This is a genomic window from Actinoallomurus soli (genome assembly GCF_024055715.1).
Taxonomy (GTDB): Bacteria; Actinomycetota; Actinomycetes; order Streptosporangiales; family Streptosporangiaceae; genus Actinoallomurus; species Actinoallomurus soli.
Genome location: NZ_JAMXMV010000027.1, coordinates 30,609 through 50,167, shown reverse-complemented (window position 1 = coordinate 50,167; position 19,559 = coordinate 30,609). Strand labels below are relative to the sequence as shown.

At 70.8% G+C, this 19,559-nt stretch carries 16 protein-coding genes; 11 read left to right on the top strand and 5 right to left on the bottom strand.

Annotation, left to right across the window (positions count from 1 at the left end; translation table 11 throughout):
* Positions 1–29: 29 nt before the first annotated feature.
* Together NDW01_RS37500 and NDW01_RS37495 are read right to left on the bottom strand one after the other, a co-directional pair.
* On the bottom strand, positions 30–1,184 hold the full coding sequence (locus tag NDW01_RS37500; protein WP_252829154.1) for a glutathione-independent formaldehyde dehydrogenase: 1,155 nt from the start codon (positions 1,182–1,184) through the stop codon (positions 30–32).
* A gap of 1,108 nt (positions 1,185–2,292) precedes the next feature.
* Positions 2,293–4,425 carry an FUSC family protein gene (locus tag NDW01_RS37495; RefSeq protein WP_252829153.1) on the bottom strand — a complete coding sequence of 711 codons (2,133 nt, stop codon included), beginning with the start codon at positions 4,423–4,425 and terminating at the stop codon, positions 2,293–2,295.
* 201 nt (positions 4,426–4,626) lie between these two features.
* Here NDW01_RS37495 and NDW01_RS37490 point away from each other — a divergent pair, with 201 nt between their 5' ends.
* Entirely contained in the window at positions 4,627–5,520 is an 894-nt protein-coding gene (locus NDW01_RS37490; RefSeq protein WP_252829152.1) for a Gfo/Idh/MocA family protein, read from the top strand.
* A gap of 30 nt (positions 5,521–5,550) precedes the next feature.
* Here the strand turns inward: NDW01_RS37490 and NDW01_RS37485 are convergent, their stop codons facing one another.
* Positions 5,551–6,393, bottom strand: a complete 843-nt coding sequence (locus NDW01_RS37485) for a DUF2267 domain-containing protein (protein WP_252829151.1) — start codon at positions 6,391–6,393, stop codon at positions 5,551–5,553.
* A 499-nt stretch (positions 6,394–6,892) separates the two neighbouring features.
* On the opposite strand from NDW01_RS37485, the gene NDW01_RS37480 reads away from it, so the two are divergent.
* Positions 6,893–8,260 carry an NAD-dependent succinate-semialdehyde dehydrogenase gene (locus NDW01_RS37480; protein WP_252829150.1) on the top strand — a complete coding sequence of 456 codons (1,368 nt, stop codon included), beginning with the start codon at positions 6,893–6,895 and terminating at the stop codon, positions 8,258–8,260.
* A gap of 363 nt (positions 8,261–8,623) precedes the next feature.
* Here NDW01_RS37480 and NDW01_RS37475 read toward each other — a convergent pair whose 3' ends face one another.
* Together NDW01_RS37475 and NDW01_RS37470 are read right to left on the bottom strand one after the other, a co-directional pair.
* Positions 8,624–8,989, bottom strand: a complete 366-nt coding sequence (locus tag NDW01_RS37475; protein WP_252829149.1) for a hypothetical protein — start codon at positions 8,987–8,989, stop codon at positions 8,624–8,626.
* On the bottom strand, positions 8,986–9,303 hold the full coding sequence (locus NDW01_RS37470; protein ID WP_252829148.1) for a hypothetical protein: 318 nt from the start codon (positions 9,301–9,303) through the stop codon (positions 8,986–8,988). Before NDW01_RS37470 ends, NDW01_RS37475 begins: the two co-directional genes overlap by 4 nt.
* Before the next feature lie 257 nt (positions 9,304–9,560).
* On the opposite strand from NDW01_RS37470, the gene NDW01_RS37465 reads away from it, so the two are divergent.
* The 9 genes from NDW01_RS37465 (at position 9,561) to NDW01_RS37425 (ending at position 19,475) form a co-directional block, all read left to right on the top strand.
* Positions 9,561–10,145 (top strand): DsbA family protein, encoded by a 585-nt coding sequence (locus tag NDW01_RS37465; protein ID WP_252829147.1) that lies wholly within the window; start codon positions 9,561–9,563, stop codon positions 10,143–10,145.
* A gap of 304 nt (positions 10,146–10,449) precedes the next feature.
* Positions 10,450–10,899 (top strand): DUF1931 family protein, encoded by a 450-nt coding sequence (locus NDW01_RS37460; RefSeq protein WP_252829146.1) that lies wholly within the window; start codon positions 10,450–10,452, stop codon positions 10,897–10,899.
* 297 nt (positions 10,900–11,196) lie between these two features.
* The gene (dnaK, locus tag NDW01_RS37455; RefSeq protein WP_252829145.1) at positions 11,197–13,128 is read left to right on the top strand and encodes a molecular chaperone DnaK; all 1,932 of its coding nucleotides are present in this window, start codon (positions 11,197–11,199) and stop codon (positions 13,126–13,128) included.
* The gene (locus NDW01_RS37450; protein ID WP_252829144.1) at positions 13,121–13,618 is read left to right on the top strand and encodes a nucleotide exchange factor GrpE; all 498 of its coding nucleotides are present in this window, start codon (positions 13,121–13,123) and stop codon (positions 13,616–13,618) included. The genes dnaK and NDW01_RS37450 overlap by 8 nt, the downstream gene beginning before the upstream one ends.
* Positions 13,602–14,579: a DnaJ C-terminal domain-containing protein gene (locus tag NDW01_RS37445; RefSeq protein ID WP_252829143.1), complete on the top strand. Its 978-nt coding sequence runs from the start codon at positions 13,602–13,604 to the stop codon at positions 14,577–14,579. Before NDW01_RS37450 ends, NDW01_RS37445 begins: the two co-directional genes overlap by 17 nt.
* Positions 14,576–14,890 (top strand): chaperone modulator CbpM, encoded by a 315-nt coding sequence (locus NDW01_RS37440; protein WP_252829142.1) that lies wholly within the window; start codon positions 14,576–14,578, stop codon positions 14,888–14,890. Before NDW01_RS37445 ends, NDW01_RS37440 begins: the two co-directional genes overlap by 4 nt.
* A complete protein-coding gene (gene clpB, locus NDW01_RS37435; protein ID WP_252829141.1) occupies positions 14,881–17,466 on the top strand; it encodes an ATP-dependent chaperone ClpB in 2,586 nt (861 codons plus the stop codon). Before NDW01_RS37440 ends, clpB begins: the two co-directional genes overlap by 10 nt.
* A 10-nt stretch (positions 17,467–17,476) precedes the next feature.
* Positions 17,477–17,902, top strand: coding sequence for a thioredoxin (gene trxA, locus NDW01_RS37430; protein WP_252782033.1), 426 nt, complete (start codon positions 17,477–17,479; stop codon positions 17,900–17,902).
* The gene (locus tag NDW01_RS37425; RefSeq protein WP_252829140.1) at positions 17,886–19,475 is read left to right on the top strand and encodes an FAD-dependent oxidoreductase; all 1,590 of its coding nucleotides are present in this window, start codon (positions 17,886–17,888) and stop codon (positions 19,473–19,475) included. Before trxA ends, NDW01_RS37425 begins: the two co-directional genes overlap by 17 nt.
* The last annotated feature ends 84 nt before the right edge of the window (positions 19,476–19,559 follow it).

Below are 19,559 nucleotides of genomic sequence, written 5' to 3'. Positions count from 1 at the left end.
GCCCGGCGGTCGAGGACATGGCGGGCGGCTCAGCGCGGCTGCCCGTTCGGATGCAGAACGACCTTCGTCCAGCCGGGGTCCCGGTGGTCGAAGTGCTCATAGCCCTCCGGTGCCTCCGCCAGCGGGAGCTCGTGCGAGACGACCCACGACGGCCGGGCCCGGCCCGTACGGATGAGGCGCATGAGTTCGCGGTTGTAGGCCTTGACGTTGCACTGGCCGTTTCCGATGCTCTGGCCCTTGAACCAGAACAGGCCATAGTCGAAGGCGACCTCCCCCTCCTTGTAGAGCGGGTCGGGGCTCTTCGGGTCCTGCGGCAGGTACACGCCGACGACGCCGATGGAGCCGGCGAAGCGTACGGACCTGACCAGATTGTTCAGCGTCAGGTTCGGGTGCTCATGTCCCGCCGGGTCATGTGCCTGGTAGCCGACGCACTCGCAGCCACGGTCGGCGCCCATGCCGTCGGTCTGGTCGATGATCGCATCGACGGGCGCCACCTTCGAGTCGTCGATCGCGATGGCGCCGATCTCCTCGGCGAGCTTGAGCCGGTCCGGATGCCGGTCGACGACGAAGACCTTGCTCGCGCTCTTGAGCGTCGATGACAGGGCCGCCATCAGGCCGACCGGCCCGGCACCGTAGATGGCGACCGTCTCGCCGGCCCGTACGCGGGCGAGCTCGGTGGCGTGCCAGCCCGTCGGGAAGATGTCGGCCAGCATGACGTAGTCCGTCTGCCGCTCCTCCGCCTCCGGCGGCAGGATGAGGCAGTTGAAGTCGGCGTAGGGAACGCGGAGCAGTTCGGCCTGGCCGCCGTTGTAGGGCCCCATGTCCGCGAAGCCGTACGCGGCCCCCGCTACATTCGGATCCGGGTTCGCGATGAGGCAGAAGGCGGTGAGCCCCTTCTCACAGTTCTCGCAGAAACCACAGCTGACGTTGAAGGGCATGCACACCAGATCGCCGACCTTGACCCGGTCCACGGCCTCGCCGACCTCCACCACCTCGCCGAGGTTCTCATGGCCGAGCACGCGACCAGTCTCCAGGTCCGTACGGCCCTCGTACATGTGCAGGTCCGAACCGCAGATGTTGGTCGTGGTGATCCTCACCAGCGCGTCTGTGGCCCGTTCGATCCTCGCGTCCGGCACCTCCTCGACCCCGACCGTACGCGGTCCCTCGTAGACAACGGCTCTCATGGCGAATACCTCGATCTAGTCGATCAATGGAATATCGGCCGCCAAGTAATGTCGCCGACTGTCGGCGACCCCCGACAATCATCCCTACGCCTGCCGGAAATAGTAATATCCGCAGGCAAGTCCCCTATTTCGAGTTTCCCACCTCTCGTACCGGTGTCAATGTAGACGAGAAAGCTTTACTCTTCGGCATGGCCCCGGTGATCGGTTCGTGCCTCGGCGGCGAGCCCACGGGCGGCGGCGTGCGCCCTGTTCACCGCGATGAGCAGGACCCTGGCCAGAGGGACGGCGTACGTCGGATCGCGAACAGATTTCCCGCCTGGCGAACGCCGCGGAGGTTCCCCGCGAGCGAAACGGCGATCGCCGCCCGGCCCGAGGACCGGCGAGTACGGCCGGACCGCAGGGGACCGCGGACGCGATCGCATCGACGCCGGACGCGATCGACACCGCAACGGCGAGCACATGGCGGCCATCAGTCCGGCGCCCGCCGCCAGTCCCCGGCGAGGTCCGAGGTTGTCGCCGGCCACGACGTACGACCCGGCCCCCTGGGGGTAGGCGGTGATTGTCTGCCGAGAGGACAACGCGACCGTGATCGCCAGGAGGGTCGGCACCAGAGTGAGCGGAAGGGGACAGGCGCAGCGCCGACCGCGCTGCCCGCCGGCGTCAGGACGCTCAGCACCGCCTCCGCCCCACAGGCGACGGAGGACAGCAGATCGGAGGACAGCACCGGCAGCGCGACCAGCTTGCGCATTCGTTCATGCGCGACCGCTGTGGTCTGCAGCGGCGACCCGATACCAGCCTTTATTGCTCTTACCAACGCCAATCCGAGACGGGAATCAGGCATGATTTCCGTCTCAGTCGTCAGGAGTTCGTCCGACACTGCCGTGCGGAACATCTGAATTGGAGCAAAGCGCCTAAATCTCGTTGGAGCCGGCTCATCGCGGAAGTAGCCGAGCACCGGATCGACCGGCAGCACCTGGTCCGCGTGCCGTCCGGCGAGCAGATGCCCAGCGCCGGCCGCCACCGGGCGGCACCCGGTTCCCCGGTTCTCCACCTCCCTGTTCCTCGCGAGCTGCCATCGACGCGGCCGAAGCCGCCATGCGTCGCGCGGTCACCCTCCGCCGGGCCGGCCGGTCACCGTCGCGCGGCTGAGTTCCCCGAGTCGCTCGGCATCAGCGATCAGCCCGTACACCATGTCGCGCGTGCCTGCAGCACCCGCAGGCTCCGCCGAAGTTGGATCGGGGGCGATGCGGTCGACGAGTCCGGCCCGGCGCCGGCCGGGCGGCTCCGGCGAACGTTGATCGCGGATGCCGACGTCGGCCTGCAGCATTGCCGAACCCAGGTAGGAAAGGGCGAGAACCTCGTCGGCGCCCTGGTCAAGATGGTCGGCGACTTCACGCGCGGCGGTAGCGATGACACCGACCGGGACGGCGGCGAAGGACGCCGGCGATGTCAGGCGATCTCGTAGCCGCCGCGCGGCTCTGCCCGTCTCCCCGATGCGCGAGATCTGTTCGTCGGGTGACGCGGCCTTCCGCCTGAGCATGGTGCCGGCCGCTTCGAGCGTGGCGGCGGCCGACGCCGCCTTCCGGTCCGCGCCGCGGATCCGGGCCTCGCGTCCCCTGGACGGTTCGGCGACCGCACGCGCGAGAACGGCATGGGTGTGCAGCAGCCGGGCCAGCCGCTCGGCCATCCGCCGCTGGATCCCCGCCGGAAACAGCAGGTGTGCGAAGAGCAGCGCGAGCAGGGCGCCCGCGAGACTGAGTACGACGCGCAGGATCCCGGCCCGCCAGTTCAGCGGCGCGGTGAAGTCGATGAGGAGCATGGTCATCGGCGTGCCGAGCGCGATCCAATAGCCCGTGTTCACCGGTTTGAGCGTGAACCCGAGCGCGCCGCTGATGAAGATCAGGGCGAGGAGGGTGATCCGCCCGGGCGCGAGTGCCAGCGCAACGGCGGCGGCTGTGGCGCCGACCGTGGTGCCGACGGCCTGCTGCAGGACCATCCGCACCGTGTCGGTGTACGAGTCGCGCAGGCTGAACAGTACGGTGACGATCAGCCAGTGCGGGTGAGACAGGTGCAGTCCGACGGCCAGGATCATGGTCAGCGCCAGCGCCGTACCCACGCGTGCGGCATGCCGGAACCGGGGGGAGCGGGTCCTGACCGCTTCGACGCACCGGGCCCACCAGGCACGGATTCCGGGCAGTCGTCGCCCGGCGGTGCGCCGCTCTTGCGCTAGGACCCGGCACACCGTGTCGGCCGACGCATTCATCCGGCCGATGATCCGGTCGGCGTGGAGGCGCAGCGCGACGATAGGCGGGCCGGGCCGCCCGGCGATATCCTGGCTGTGGCGTTCGCCCAACCGGCCCGTCGGAACCGAGCCCGCCGCCACGGTGTCGGGCGGCACGTCCGTGTCCGTCTCGATCGCCATGCCGAACGTGCGCAAACGGTCGGCGACGGCGGTGAGGGCACCCCCGAATTCGGCCTGCCAATCCGTTGGATACGGCCGACTTTCCAGGCGCAGCGCACCCAGGACGGCTGCCTCGCCCATCACCTGATCGATCGCCGCAATGAGCCGAGCCGGTCGCCGTTGTTCCTCAAAGCCGCCCGAGCGGTAAAGGCCGTAGGCGATCCGGGCGGAATGAAGGTCCGAATAAGCCGTGGCGCACCGACGAGACCACCCGCCCGGGTCCAGGGCAGGGCCCGCCAGATCGTCGAGCGTGTCGGCGACCGAACATGCGGCAGCGGCGATACCGGCGCGCAGCGGCCGGAGCCTCCGTACGACCCACGGCGCCAGCAGCAGCACACAGATCCACACACCGCCCAGCGTCTCCAGCAGTCCGTTGTACAGCACCGGGCTGGTCGCCGGTCGCAGCGCGGCGACCAGCGTGCACAGCGCCGCCATCGGTCCCAGCTCGGGGATCGCCGCGCCGAACGCTGCGACCGCGGATGTGACCACCACCACCAGCCAGTCATGGCCGCTGACCAGGCCGCCGAGCCAGGAGAACAGCGTCACGACGGCGACCCTGATGATCATCGAGCGGGCACGGGCGCCCTGGGGCCCCTGCGGTGCGATGACCCCGACATAGAAGGCCCCCAGGGCGACGAGCCGGCTTTCGTCGACACGCCCGGTGATCAGGCCCGCCACCAGCGGGACACACACGCCGGCCGCGGTCACCAGCCCATAGACCGGCGCCGCACCGCCCTCGAACGTGGCGAACGCCCGGCGCAGCCACAACAGCGATGACACGGTCTGCTCCCCCGGCGACGTGGCACGGTCTCCGCCCCTTACCCCACGTCGTTCACGCCTACCCACCACGGTGCGGGAGCTGCGGTCGGCTAAGGCACATGGCCCGCGTGGCCGTGGGCCTGAAGCCTCGAGGTCCCGCCTGGGTGAAGGACACAAGCCCGCCCGCCTCCTGACGACAGGTGGGGTGATTACGGTGGGTGTATGAGCACATCGGTGGGACTGGCCGGCGCGGGCCGCTCGGCGGCCGAGTTGTACGCGCCCTCGCTGGCGTCCGCCCCGGCGATCCGGTTCGCGGGCGTGTGGTCGAGGTCGCCGGAAGCCGCAAAGGGCCTCGCCGCGCGATTTTCGGTGCCGGCCTTCGGCGGCTTCGCCGAGATGCTCGACCACTGCGACGCCGTCGCGTTCGCCGTGCCGCCCGCCGCGCAGCCGTCCCTCGCCGCCAGAGCGGCGGGACGGCACGTGGCCGTACTGCTGAGCAGGCCGATCGCCGACGACCTGGCCGGGGCGGAGGAACTGGCCGGGGCGGAGGAACTGGCCGAGACCGTCGCCGACGACGTGGTCTCCCAGGTGGCGTTGACGTGGCGCTACGCGCCCGCCGTTCGAACCTACCTCGGCACGCAGGTCAGGCGGGCGCAGCCGGTCGGCGGCACCGCCCGCCTGATCTCCGCGGCGCTGGCCTCGGACGCGCCGGCGTGGCGGGCCCGGCGGGGTGTGCTCATGGACGTAGGGGTTGACGTCGTAGACCTCCTCGACGCCGCCCTCGGCCACACGGCGCTGGTCCGCGCGCACGGCGATCCGCGCGGCTGGATCGGCCTCCTGCTGGAACATGAGGGCGGCCGGTACAGCGAGGCATCCCTGCTGGCCACCGCACCGGCCGACCTACCCGCCCGCGCGGAGATCGAGGTCTTCGGGCCGGGCGGCTCCGCCATGATCGACTGCAGCGACGCGACCGGGCCCGAGGCACTCGGGACGATGGTCGAGGAGTTCGCGGACGCGGTGGAGCACGGCAGGCCCCACTCATTGGACGTGCGGCACGGCCTCCACCTCCAGCGGCTGCTCGACGCCGCGGAGACCGACCTGCTCGCCGGCCGCTGACCAGCAAGGCGCGCCGGACGTACCCGGACGTCACGGCACGGGCAGCAGCACCGAGTAGTCCGGCGGCAACTGGACGGTCACGTCGAAGTACTCCTCGTCGCCGACCGCCTCGCGCAAGGTGGCGAAGACCGCCCGGGCGTGCTCGCTCGCCGCGAACCGGTCGATTCCCTCCCGGTCGGCGATGATCTGGAGGAACCTGTCCAGGCTCATCCGCCGCGCCCTGCCGCCGGTCGCCGCCCTGCCGCGCCTGAGTGGATCGTGCAGCGACAGTGGGAGCCGCGGGATGAGGTCGTCGACCTCGCCGCCCGCGATGCGCTGGGCGAGCGCCGTCAAGACGGCCTCGGTGGCGCGTCGCGCTCCATCGATGTCGAGGCCGGTTCGCTCCGCCACCCGGGACAGGAACTCCTCGCTCGGCATCACCGTGAAGAACCGATGCCGGGCCTCGGCGATGAGGGGTTCGAAGTCCTGGGGCAGTTCCGCCGCGATGTCGTCGATCTCGTCGGCGCGTACGGCCCGCCCGAGTGCGAAGAAGACGGCGCGCGCATGCCGCTCGGCGGTCTCGACATCCACACCGGCGCGTTCGGCCACGCGGCGCAGGAACTCATCGATGTCGAAGCGTTCGGCGGCGGACTCGGTGTAGACCCAGGGTTTCATCTCGGCCGGAAGTTCTTCCAGAAGGTCCCGCGCCTCCCCTGGGGAAAGCCGCTCGGCCAGCGTCGTGAGCGTCGCCCGTGCCGCACGTTCAGCCGCGTCGGCATCGAGACCGGCGCCGCGCTGTACCGTGCGGATGAACTCGCGAAATTCCATGAGGTTGCCCCGCCACTCGATCAGCCGCGACGTCGAGACCGGCCCGCCGCCAGCGCTCCTGCACATCGGCGAACGGATCCCGTCGCAATACCACGGCGGTCGGTTCCAGTCCGTGCAGCCGGCCGCCCCTGGCGCGCTTCACCGGCAATGCCATGGCTTCCCCGATCTTTCGTACGTGCGTCTTCTTCTACCGGACCTTTCCGGCGGTCTCGTACGAAAGGGACGGGTATCAGAGTTGAGCGCGGCCTGGAGAATCGTGGCCGTCTCTTGACCCGGGTCCCGGAACTCTCGCTCTCGGAGCCGCGCCCCTCGCGCCTCCCGACGCGACGGCCGGCGGTTTGACCTGCGACCGCGCCGGGGATGCCACGGTGGAACAGCTGATTCAGGGTCGCCGCCAGATCAGGCGGCCCCCACGCCCGCGTCGACGACGACCAGGCTCCCGGTGCCGCCGAGAAGGCGCGCCACATCCCTACGCCCTCATCGGGCTTGCACACGTCGTGGCCCATTCCGTCCGCAGCACGGTGAGCCGTCGGCGAAAGGGTTGAGAGAAATGCCCTACCAATCGGTGAATCCTTACAGCGACGAGGTGCTCGCCACCTTCGACGAACTCGACGCAGCGGAGCTGGAGAGCGCTCTGGTGCGTGCCCGGTCGCGGTACGAGACCTGGCGCGAACGCGGCTTCGACGAGCGCGCGGCCATCACTCGGCGCGCCGCACGCATCCTGCGTGAACGGCGGGAGGAGTTCGCCCGCCTCCTGACCCTGGAGATGGGCAAAGTGATCGGCGAGAGCATCGAGGAGGTCCTCCTGACGGCCGACATCTTCGACTACTACGCCGACAACGCGGAGGACCTCCTGAGACCGGTCCACCTCGACGCGCGTACGGGGGACGCCGTCGTCGTCAACAGCCCGCTGGGTGTGCTGTTCGGGGTGCAGCCGTGGAACTTCCCGTACTACCAGCTGGTCCGCTTCGCGGCCCCGAACGTGATGGCGGGAAACGTCGTCATGGTCAAGCACTCGTCGAGCGTGCCCCAGTCCGCGCTGGCCTTCGAGCGGCTGTACCGCGAGGCGGGCGCGCCCGAGGGGGTTTACACCAACCTGTTCATCACCAAGGAACAGGCCGTGACGGTGATCGACGACCCACGTGTCAGGGGCGTGGCGCTCACCGGCAGCACGGAGGCGGGCGCCGCCGTCGCGACGCGCGCCGGCAAGGTGGTGAAGAAGACCACCCTAGAACTGGGCGGCAGCGACCCGCTGATCGTCCTGCCCGACGCCGACCTGGGCGCGACGGTGCACTGGGCCGTGTGGGGACGGATGCACAACTGCGGCCAGAGCTGTGTGGCAAGCAAGCGACTGCTCGTCCACGAGCAGATCGCCGACAAGTTCCTCGAGGAGTTCACGGCGGCGCTCGGCACGCTGACCGCGGGCGACCCGATGGACGAGCGGACCACGCTGCCGCCGCTGTCGTCGCGAACCGCCGCCGAGAACCTCCGTGCGCAGGTCGCCAAGGCGGTCGAGCACGGCGCGCGGGCGACCGAGGTCGGCGATCCCGTGCCCACGACCGGAGCATTCATGCAGCCGACGATCCTCACCGGGGTGGCGAAGGACAACCCGATCTACGGTGAGGAGCTGTTCGGCCCGGTCGCGATGTTCTTCCGCGTCGGGGACGAGGCCGAGGCGATCGCCGTCGCCAACGACACCCGTTACGGGCTCGGGGCTTCGGTGTTCACCGGCGACGAGGAACACGGCCGGGAGATCGCCCGGCACATCGACAGCGGGATGGTGTTCGTCAACCATCCGACCTGGACCTCGCCCGAGCTGCCGTTCGGCGGGACCAAGGACAGCGGCTACGGCCGGGAGTTGTCCGCGCTCGGCATACAGGAGTTCGTCAACAAGAAGCTCATCGGCGTCGTCCCGATCGACGCGCCCCCGTGAACGACCCCGGACGGCCGGCCGCCAGACCGATCCGGGCCGCGCACCGGGTAGATGCGGAGCGCCGCGACGTCATCGCGCCGAGGGGAGCAGGCCCCGCGGTCGGCCGGGGCGCGCCGGGCGCCGGCCACGCCCGGCGGGCACCCGCGCCGCGGTACGAGCCGGTGACCGCGGCCGGCATGCGCGTCCCGCCGGTCGCCGGCCTGCTCACGGGCCACGTGGCCCTGAGGCGGTTCGTCTGTCGTCCTTGCGCCTTCCCCGTCGGCGTTCATCGTGCCGCAGGAATCCTGCGGCACACGGGCCCGCCGGTCGTGGTGCCGCCGTCCCGCGCGCTGTCCGCCGGGATGGGCACGGCCCGACGGCCCGCTACGGCCGATCACCGGCCCGTCCTCCACTCTCGCCGACGAGCCCCGGCAGGTGCGGCACGGACGCCCGGCGTTGCTCGGCGGTGGTGGTGACGCGCTCGCGCGGCTCGTCGCTGTCCAGGCGCGCGGGCGGGCTGTCGCGCCGGCCCTCGGGGATCACGGCGACGCCCATGGCGCCGCAGTTCGGGCAGGTCACCTCTCCTCCGGTCGGCGGCGGCACCGGCACGCCGTCGAGCCGATAGAACGCGAACGTGGCGCCGACGTCGTCGGTCACGTACTGCACGTCGTAGTCGGCGGTCCAGGTCTGGCCGCAGCGCCCGCAGACGAATCTGTAGCGCTCGACGGCGACGTCGACCAACATCGTCATCGCAATCCCCCATTCACGGACCGGCTCTGGCCATCGTTCCCATGACGGGCCGGGCCGCCGCCGGGGCACTCGTCGATCTCGTGGTCGTGGTGCCGGCAGCCGCCGGAGGGTTCGGTGTCGAAGCACACCGGCGCCACGGCGTAGGCGGCGAAGTCGTCGTCGGACACCGGGACGCGCGCCACGGCCGAGTCGTCGACGCCGCTCATGTGGACGGACGGAGTTCGGCGCCGTGAGCTGCGCCGCGCCCAGTCCCAGGCTCGCTGAGCCCAGGCCCCGGCCGGCCCGCGGAACGGATGATGATCTCGTTCGCTCATACGTTCCCCCTCGGAGCGCGATGCCCGTCTCCTTCCACGGGACTTCGTCTTCCGGCGGGGGCCAAACTGCCTGGCAAGACTTGAGCCAGGCTTCACGCCTCATGGGCGCCGACACAGCCCGGCAAGGGCGCGGCAAAGGCACGGCCGGTGTTTAGGTCACGCCGTCAGGGCAGGGTCAGAGCGACCAGCATGGGCCTTTGACCAGGTGCGATGCCAGAACACCGGTCGGCCCGCCCCAATCGGACTCAGGAGGCCTCGTGACCACATGGATGCCCATGGCCCCCGCACCGGACCGCGTTCCGGCCGGTGCGTCGGCCGGCGGAGACGGCGTCGTGGTCGGCGCCGGTCCCGTCACCGTAGACACTTACATCGACTTCCAGTGCCCGTACTGCAAGCGGTTCGAAGAGGTCGCCGGGCCGACCCTGGACCGGCTCGTAGCCGACCAGCTGATCAACATCGACTACCACCCGATGTCGTTCCTGGACCGCCTGTCGACCAATCATTACTCATCGCGCGCCGCGTCGTCGTCGGGCTGTGCGGCCGACGGCGGACGGTTCCGGGAGTACGCCCGGGCGCTGTTCGCGGTGCAGCCGCCCGAGGGCGGGCCCGGCCTGACCGACGAGGAGCTGATCGAGAGAGGCCGGTCCGTGGGGCTGACCGATCCCGGCTTCGCCCGCTGCGTGCTCGGCGGTGCCTACCTGGGCTGGGCGGCCTACGTGACCTTCGCCGCCGGCCGGCGCGGCGTCGGCGCGACGCCGACCGTCATGGTCGACGGGGTGCCCGTGCCCGCCGACCCCCGGGCCGTGGCCGCGGCCGTGGCGGCGGTCCTCGAGGAGGCGTGACCGGCGGCCGTACGCCGCATCGGCCCGGCTCGTCGCAACGCGGGACGGCTCACACGTCCCCCTTCCGGCCGGCGCGGGCCGGCCGGAAGGCCCCCACCGGCGGAGCGCTCAGGTGACGCTCACGGTGGACCGCACAATGACGGTCCGGCGCCAAGGTACCGCGCGCCGACCCCGCCGGCCGGGCGGCGGAAGCGCGCCGAGGACCGCCGCGCCCGGGCCGTGCCGCCGGGCGGCTCAGACCCGTCCGGTCGTGGGATGCCGGAGGCGGACCACCGGACGATGCTGGGGGCAGGAGGTGGTACCCATGCCCCCGACCGGCATCCCGCAGTTTCAGCGCCTGTTCCGTGCCGCCGCGAGCCTGGACGTCGACAAGGACGACCTCAAGCGCTACGACGACTTCGTCGACGGCAAGATCTACGACCTGATCCTCATCGGCCAGGCACACGCCAAGGCCAACGCCCGCGACATCATCCAGCCGCACGATCTACCCGTGACCAAGGGCTTGCAGGAGTGCATCCACGAGTTCCGCAAGCTCGACGAGGAGGTCGAGCTCGAGTCGCTCCTCGAGCGGCTCGCCAAGCACCCGCCGCTCGAGCTGATGGTCGCGGATGAGACCGAGGCCGACCTGCCACAGATCGCCGGAGGACTGACCGTCGCGCTCGCCCGCGCGTTCAAACTGATCGATCCGAAGCTGAAGAACCCGCACACCGAGCACTGGGAACGCGTCGGCCGCGTGTTCGACCTCCTGCTGTAGGCCACCACGACGACCGCCCGACGGCGGCTGCACTACACGATCGAGGACGTCACTCGAGCGCCCGCCGGGCGGAGTTCGTCCGGCGTCGATCCCCACCCTCGGCACGGCCCGGAAGACCGCGCGCCACCGCCGAGACGCGGACGCCATGTCTACCAAGGCTGAGGATGCGAGCGGCCATGCGAAGGGCGAGCGTTGGATGGTGTAACGCCATCGTGATGCAGGAGCTCCGAGCGTCCAGCCGATCATGCTGTTCTCCGCCGAAGGCCGGGGCTCCGTAGGTCCGGCTAGGAGGAGAGCATGGCCAAGGCAGTCGGAATCGATCTCGGAACCACGAACTCCGTGATCGCTACCACCGAGGACGGTCACCCGACGGTGATCCCCAACAGCGAGGGATCGCGCACGACGCCGTCCGTGGTGGCCTTCACCGAGCAGGGTGAGCGCCTGGTCGGGCAGCTCGCGCGCCGGCAGGCGATCCTCAACCCCAAGGGCACGATCTACTCGGCGAAACGCTTCATCGGCCGCCGGTACGACGAGGTGGCCAGCGAGATCAACGCGGTCTCGTTCGACGTGGTGTCCGGTCCGGACGGCGCGGTACGTTTCGACGTCCGCGGCAAGCAGTACGCTCCGGAGGAGATCTCCGCACTCGTGCTGCGCAAACTCGCCGACGACGCCGGCAAGTTCCTCGGTGAGCGGGTGACCGAGGCCGTCATCACGGTCCCCGCCTACTTCAACGACGCCCAGCGCCAGGCCACGCGGGACGCCGGGAAGATCGCCGGCCTGGAGGTCCTGCGGATCATCAACGAGCCGACCGCCGCCGCGCTGGCCTACGGCCTGGACAAGGGCGCGAACGAGACGGTGCTCATCTTCGACCTCGGTGGCGGCACGTTCGACGTGAGCCTGCTCAGCATCGGCGAAGGCGTCGTGGAGGTCCTCTCGACCGCCGGTGACGGGCACCTCGGCGGCGACGACTTCGACCGCCGCATCGTCGATCACCTCGCCGATGAGTTCCAGCGGGACACCGGCATCGACCTGCGCCGCGACCCCCAGGCGCTGCAGCGCCTGTTCGAGGCCGCGGAGAAGGCCAAGGTCGAGTTGTCCTCGGTGACCCAGACGACGATCAACCTGCCGTTCGTCACCGCGGACGCGAACGGCCCCAAGCACCTGAACACCACGCTGATGCGCTCGACCTTCGAGCAGATCACCGGCGACCTCATCGAACGCACCAAGGGCCCGGTGCAGACGGCGATGGCCGACGCGAAGACCACCGCGAACGACATCGACGAGGTCATCCTCGTCGGCGGGTCCACCCGCATCCCGGCCGTGCAGGAGCTCGTCCGCAGGATGACCGGCGGTAAGGACCCCAACATGACGGTCAACCCGGACGAGGTCGTCGCCCTCGGCGCGGCGGCCCAGGCCGGCGTCATCAAGGGCGAGGTCGAGAACGTCGTCCTGCTGGACGTCACGCCCCTGTCGCTCGGCCTGGAGACGCTCGGCGGCGTCATGACCAAGATCATCGAGCGGAACACCACCATCCCGGCCCGCCGCACGGAGACCTTCAGCACCGCCGAGGACAACCAGACCGCGGTGGACGTCGTCGTCCTGCAGGGCGAACGCGAACGCGCCGCCGACAACCGGGTCCTCGCGCGGTTCCGGCTGGAGAACATCCGGCCCGCCCCACGCGGCGTACCGCAGATCGAGGTGACCTTCGACATCGACGCCAACGGAATCCTCAACGTCTCCGCGCGGGACAAGGACACCGGCGTCGAGCAGACGGTCACCATCAGCGAGACGACCAACCTCGACCAGTCCGAGATCGAGCGGATGATCCAGGACGCCGAGCAGCACCGCTCCGAGGACGAGCGGCTGCGCGAGATGATCGACGCCCGCAACCAGCTCGACTCCATCGCCTACCAGGTCGAAAAGCGGGTCCAGGAGCTCGGGGAGGGCGTGCCGACGCACGAGAAGGCGCGCGCCGAGATGCTCGTCGGCGACGCCCGGCAGGCGATGAAGGAAGAGGCGCCGGTCGAGCGGCTCCGGAACCTGACCGCCGAGCTCCAGCAGGTCTACTACGGGCTCGGCACCGTGACGGCCGGCGCCGGACTGGGTGCGACAGGACCGGGTGCGACAGGACCGGGAGGCCCCGGCGGTCCCGGCGGTCCGGGCACCGGTGGCGGAGCCACCGGAGGCGACGAGGACGTGATCGACGCGGAGTTCACGACCGATGAGTGACATGCGGCCGGAAGAACCGGCAGAAGAGGACGGCGGTCTGGCGACGAAGCTCGCCGAGCTGGAGGACCGGTGGAAGCGCGCGCTCGCCGACCTGGAGAACTACCGCAAGCGTGCCGGCCGCGACGCCGAGCGTTCGCGGTCCGATGAGCGGGCCAGGACCGCCGCCGAGTGGCTGCCCGTCGTGGACAACCTCGAACGGGCCATCGAGCACGCCGGTGCCGAGCCCGACGTCCTCCTCGACGGTGTGCGCGCCGTCCGCGACCAGGCGCTCACGGTGCTCGCCCGGCTCGGCTATCCACGCCAGGACGACACGGGACGCCTGTTCGACCCGACCCGGCACGAGGCGGTCGCCGCCGTTCCCGACGCCGACGTCCCGGAGGGGACGATCGTGCAGGTCACCAGGCCCGGATACGGCCACGGCGAGAACCAGCTGCGTCCGGCGCAGGTGGTGGTCTCGAAGGGACGGCAGGCCGATGGCTCCGGCCCGTGACTTCTACGAGATCCTCGGCGTGCCCAGAACGGCCGGCCAGGACGAGATCCAGCGCGCGTACCGCAAGCTCGCCCGTAAATACCACCCCGACGTCAACAAGGCCCCCGACGCGGAGGACCGCTTCAAGGAGGCGTCCGAGGCGTACGCCGTGCTGTCCGACCCCGAACAACGCAAGCGCTACGACGCCTTCGGCGAGGACTTCCGGCGCGTGCCGCCGGACGTCGATCCGCAGACGTGGGCCCGTGCCCGCGCCGGCGCCGGCGCCGGGGGGCGGACGCGTGCGGGCGCCGGGGCCGGCGGGTTCGGCGGCTTCGGCGGGTTCGGTACGGGGGGCGAGGAGGTCGACCTCGAGGATCTGCTCGGTGGCATCTTCGGAGGACGCGCCGGCCGTGCCGGGCGGGGACGCCGTCCAGGCGGTTTCGGCTGGGGACCGATGCCCGGTGCCGACCAGGAGGCCGAGCTGGAGATCGGTCTGGACGAGGCGTACCGCGGCGGGCATCGCACGATCGGTCTTGATGGCAGGACCGTCGACGTCGACATCCCCGCCGGGGTCACCGATGGCCAGCGGATCCGGCTCGCCGGGCAGGGCGGCCACGGTGGCGACGGCGGGCAGTCGGGCGACCTGTACCTGATCGTGCGCATCAGGCCGGACCCGAGGTACCGCGTCGACGGCCGTGACGTCACGGTACGGCTGCCGCTCGCCCCCTGGGAGGCGGCGCTCGGCACCAGTGCCCCGGTCGAGACGCCGGGCGGCGAGGCGAAGGTGAAGGTGCCGCCCGGTTCGTCCTGCGGCAGGCGGCTGCGGCTGCGCGGCCGCGGCCTGCCCAACCCCCGCGGTACTCCGGGGGACCTGTACGCCGAGGTCCAGATCAAAGTGCCACCCGAGCCCGGTCCCGAGGAGAGACGGCTCTTCGAGGAACTGGCCGCCACGTCGTCGTTCGATCCGAGGAGGCGACCGTGAGGTACGCGCTCATGCGGCCGGTACGGGTCGACCTGGAGACCTTCGCACGCGACGCCCACGTCCACCCGGAGCTGATCCGCCGGTTCGTCGCGCTGGGCATCATCGACGCCGACCGTGACGTCTCCGGCGGGCTGTGGTTCTCCCGCGAGCAGCTCGCGGTCCTCGCGCGCGTGCAGCGGCTCCGCGCCGGGTTCTCGCTCAACTACGCGGCGGTCGGCCTGGTGTGCGACCTGCTCGACCGCATCGCCGCCCTGGAGGCGGCCCAGAGACATCGCGCTCACCAACGCTCCGGAGATCGATCATGGACCTGAACCGACTGACCGAGAAGTCCCAGGAGGCCCTGCACGACGCGCAGACCAAGGCCCTGCGCTTCGGGCACACCGAGGTCGACGCCGAGCACCTCCTGCTCGCCCTGCTCGACCAGCCGGAGGGCTTGGCCCCCCGGCTGCTGGCGGGGGCCGGCGTGAACACCGACCTGCTGCGCACGGAGACCGAGTCCCGGCTCCAGCGGCGTCCGCGGGTCACCGGCCCGGGCGCGGCGCCCGGTCAGGTGTACGTGACCCAGCGGCTGTCCCGGCTGTTCGACACGGCCGAGCGCGAGGCGAAACGGCTGAAGGACGAGTACGTCTCGGTCGAGCACCTCGTGCTGGCCCTCATCGAGGACGGGCTGATCCAGGGGGTCACGCGCGACCGGTTCCTCGAGGAGCTGACGAAGGTCCGCGGCAACCAGCGGGTGACCTCATCGATGCCGGAGGCCGCCTACGAGGCACTGGAGAAGTACGGCCGGGACCTGGTCACCGAGGCACGGACCGGGAAACTCGATCCGGTCATCGGCCGGGACACCGAGATTCGCCGCGTCATCCAGATCCTGTCCCGCAAGACGAAGAACAACCCGGTGCTCGTCGGCGACCCGGGCGTCGGCAAGACCGCGATCGTCGAAGGGCTCGCCCAGCGCATCGACCAGGGCGACGTGCCGGAGGGGCTGCGGGACAAGACCGTCTGGGCTCTCGACATGGGCTCGCTGGTCGCGGGCGCGAAGTACCGCGGCGAGTTCGAGGAACGCCTCAAGGCGGTGCTGGGCGAGGTCAAGGCCGCCGAAGGGCGGATCCTGCTGTTCGTCGACGAGCTGCACACGGTCGTCGGTGCGGGCGCCGCCGAGGGCGCGATGGACGCCGGCAACATGCTCAAGCCCATGCTCGCCCGCGGTGAACTCCACATGATCGGCGCCACCACGCTGCAGGAGTACCGCAAGCACATCGAGAAGGACGCCGCCCTCGAACGCCGCTTCCAGCCCGTCATGGTCGACGAGCCCTCCGTCGAGGACGCCATCTCGATCCTCCGTGGCCTGCGTGAGCGCCTGGAGGTCTTCCACGGCGTGAAGATCCAAGACTCTGCGATCGTCGCCGCGGTAACGCTCAGCCATCGTTACATCTCCGACCGGTACCTGCCGGACAAGGCCATCGATCTGGTCGACGAGGCGGCGGCGAAACTGCGCACCGAGATCGACTCGATGCCCGCCGAACTCGACGAGCTCACGCGGCGGGTGACGCGCCTGGAGATCGAGGAGGCGGCACTGTCCAAGGAGGAGGACCCGGCCAGCCGGGCGCGCCTGGAGGACCTGCGCAAGGAACTGGCCGACCTCAAGGCCGAGGCCGACGCCATGCGGGCCCAGTGGGAGGCCGAACGGCAGGCGCTCCGTAAGGTGCAGGACCTGCGCCAGGAGATCGAACGCGTCCGCCGGGAGGCCGACCAGGCCGAACGCGACTACGACCTGAACCGCGCCGCCGAACTGCGCCACGGCCTGCTGCCGGAACTGCAACGCAGGCTGCAGGCCGAGGAGGAGCGGCTGTCCGACAAGCAGGGCGGCCGGCGGCTGCTGCGCGAGGTCGTGACCGAGGACGAGATCGCCGACATCGTGTCCCGCTGGACCGGCGTCCCGGTGAGCCGCCTCAAGGAGGGCGAACGCGAAAAGCTCCTCCGGCTCGACGAGGTGCTGCATGAACGCGTCGTCGGCCAGGACGAGGCCGTGCGGCTGGTCACCGACGCCATCATCCGGGCCCGGGCCGGGATCAAGGACCCGCGCCGCCCGATCGGCTCGTTCATCTTCCTCGGCCCGACCGGTGTCGGCAAGACGGAGCTGGCCAAGGCGCTGGCCGCGGCGCTGTTCGACACCGAGGAGAACATGGTCCGGCTGGACATGAGCGAATACCAGGAGCGGCACACCGTCAGCCGCCTGGTCGGCGCCCCGCCCGGCTACGTCGGCTACGAAGAGGGCGGCCAGCTCACCGAGGCCGTCCGGCGCAAGCCGTACTCCGTCGTGCTGCTCGACGAGATCGAAAAGGCCCACACCGACGTGTTCAACACGCTGCTGCAGGTCCTCGACGACGGCCGGCTCACCGACGCCCAGGGCCGTACCGTCGACTTCCGCAACACCGTGCTGATCATGACGTCGAACATCGGCTCGGACTACCTGCTGGTCGGCGTCACCTCCGACGGCGAGATCAAGCCCGACGCGCGCGATGCCGTCATGGACGCGCTGCGCACCCACTTCCGGCCCGAGTTCCTCAACCGGGTGGACGACGTCGTGCTGTTCAAGCCGCTGACGCAGCGCGAGATCGAGCAGATCGTCGACCTGATGTTCAACGACCTGCGGGGCCGCCTCGCGGATCGCCGGATGACCCTGGAGGTCACGCCGGAGGCGTGCGCCTACATCGCCCGCCAGGGCTTCGACCCGGTGTACGGCGCCCGGCCACTACGCCGGTTCATCGCCCGCGAGGTCGAGACCCGGATCGGCCGCGCGCTGCTGTCCGGGGAGATCCTGGACGGCGCGGTCATCCGCGTGGTCCTGGAGGACGGCGAACTCAAGGTCTCCCACCAGAACCCATGAGGGGGCATCGATGACCGTCCAATGCCCGCACTGCGGCAAGCGCAACCGCGTGCCGGCGGTGGCCGATGGTACGCCGCGCTGCGGGAACTGCCACCGGCCGCTTCCGTGGATCGCCGACGCCGGCGACGACGACTTCGCCGACGTCGCCGAGCGCGCCTCCGTGCCGGTCGTGGTCGACCTGTGGGCGACCTGGTGCGGCCCGTGCCGCATGGTCAGCCCGGCGCTCGAACAGCTCGCCCGCGAGATGGCCGGCCGGATCAAGCTCGTGAAGGTCGACGTCGACCGGGCGCCGAAGATCCAGGAGCGGTTCGCCGTCCAGGCGGTGCCGACCCTGCTCCTCATGCGGGACGGCAAGGTGATCGATCGGCAGGCCGGCGCCGCGCCCGCTCCCGTCCTGCGCGCATGGGTGGAGAAGAACATTGCAAGAGACACCTGACCTGCACGGCGCATGGCCGCGGCTGGACCCCGAGCAGATTCAGCGCCTGTCCGCGCACGGCGAGCGGATCCCGACCCGGCAGGGCGACGTCCTGTTCCGGCAGGGCGAGCCGGACTACGACTTCTTCGTGGTCCTGGAGGGCTCGGTCGCGATGGTCGACGCCGACGAGGTCATCCGTGTGCACGGCCCGGGCCGGTTCCTCGGTGAGCTCGGCCTGCTCACCGGGCAGGCGGCGCTGGTCGGAGCCGTGGTCGACGAGCCGGGAGCGGTCCTGCGGATCCCGGCGGAGCACCTGCGCCTGCTGATCGCCCGGGACCCCGTGCTCGGGGACCTCGTCCTGCGTGCCTATTTCATCCGGCGCTCCCTGCTGATCGAGCTCGGTGCCGGGCTGCGGATCATCGGCTCCCGCTTCTCCCCCGACACCCGTCGGCTGCGGGACTTCGCGGCGCGCAACCGGCTCCCGCACCGGTGGATCGACCTGGAACAGGACACGCAGGCCGAACAGGCACTGCGGCGGCTGCGCGTCCGGCCCGAGGACACCCCACTGGTGATCCTCAACGGCGACCGGATCCTGCGCAACCCGAGCAACGCCGAGCTGGCCCACGCGATCGGCCTGCCGACACCGGCCGCCCACGGCGACGTCGCCGACCTCGTGATCGTCGGTGCGGGGCCGGCCGGGCTGGCCGCGGCCGTCTACGGCGCGTCCGAGGGCCTGAACACGGTCGTCGTCGACGCGGTCGCCACCGGCGGCCAGGCCGGCACGTCCTCCCGCATCGAGAACTACCTGGGGTTCCCCTCTGGGATCTCCGGCGCCGAGCTCGCCGAGCGCGCGGTCATCCAGGCCGAGAAGTTCGGCGCGCGGCTCGGTGTCCCCGCGGAGGCCACCGCGCTGGAGGTCGGGAACGCCGGCTACGGCGTCGCCCTCGGCGACGGCGGCCGGATCAGCGCCCGCACGGTGGTGCTCGCCACCGGCGCCCGCTACCGGTCGCTCGACGTCCCTGGCCTCGAACGGTTCCAGGGGTGCGGCGTCTACTACGCCGCCACCGAGGTCGAGGCGCTGCAGTGCGTCCACCTGCCCGTCGCGGTCGTCGGCGGCGGCAACTCGGCCGGCCAGGCCGCCCTTTATCTCGCTGAGCGCGCGAAGCGGGTCAGGCTGTTCGTCCGGGGCGGTGACCTGGGCAAGAGCATGTCCCGCTACCTGATCGACCAGATCGAGCGCTCTCCGGGCATCGAGGTCCACCTGCGCACCGAGGTGCGCGAGCTGGTCGGCGACGAGACGCTGGAGGCGGTCGTCGTCGAGGACGGCCGCACCGGCGAACGGCGCGTCCACGAGGCCCGGAACCTGTTCATCTTCATCGGCGCCGACCCCTGTGTCGGCTGGCTGGCAGGCCAGGTTGAGCTCGACGGGAAAGGCTTCATCCGCACCGGTGACGATGCGCTGCCCCTGGAGACCAGCCTGCCGGGCGTGTTCGCGGTCGGCGACGTCAGGAGCGGGTCAATCAAGCGGGTCGCATCGGCCGTGGGCGAAGGCGCGATGGCCGTCCGGCTGGTCCACGAGCGTCTCAGCGGATGATTCGGACGGACGGTGTGGCGGAGGTGAGCGACGTCGGGAACGCGGACACCTCCGTAGACCGAAGGCGCTCAGGCCCGGTGCGCC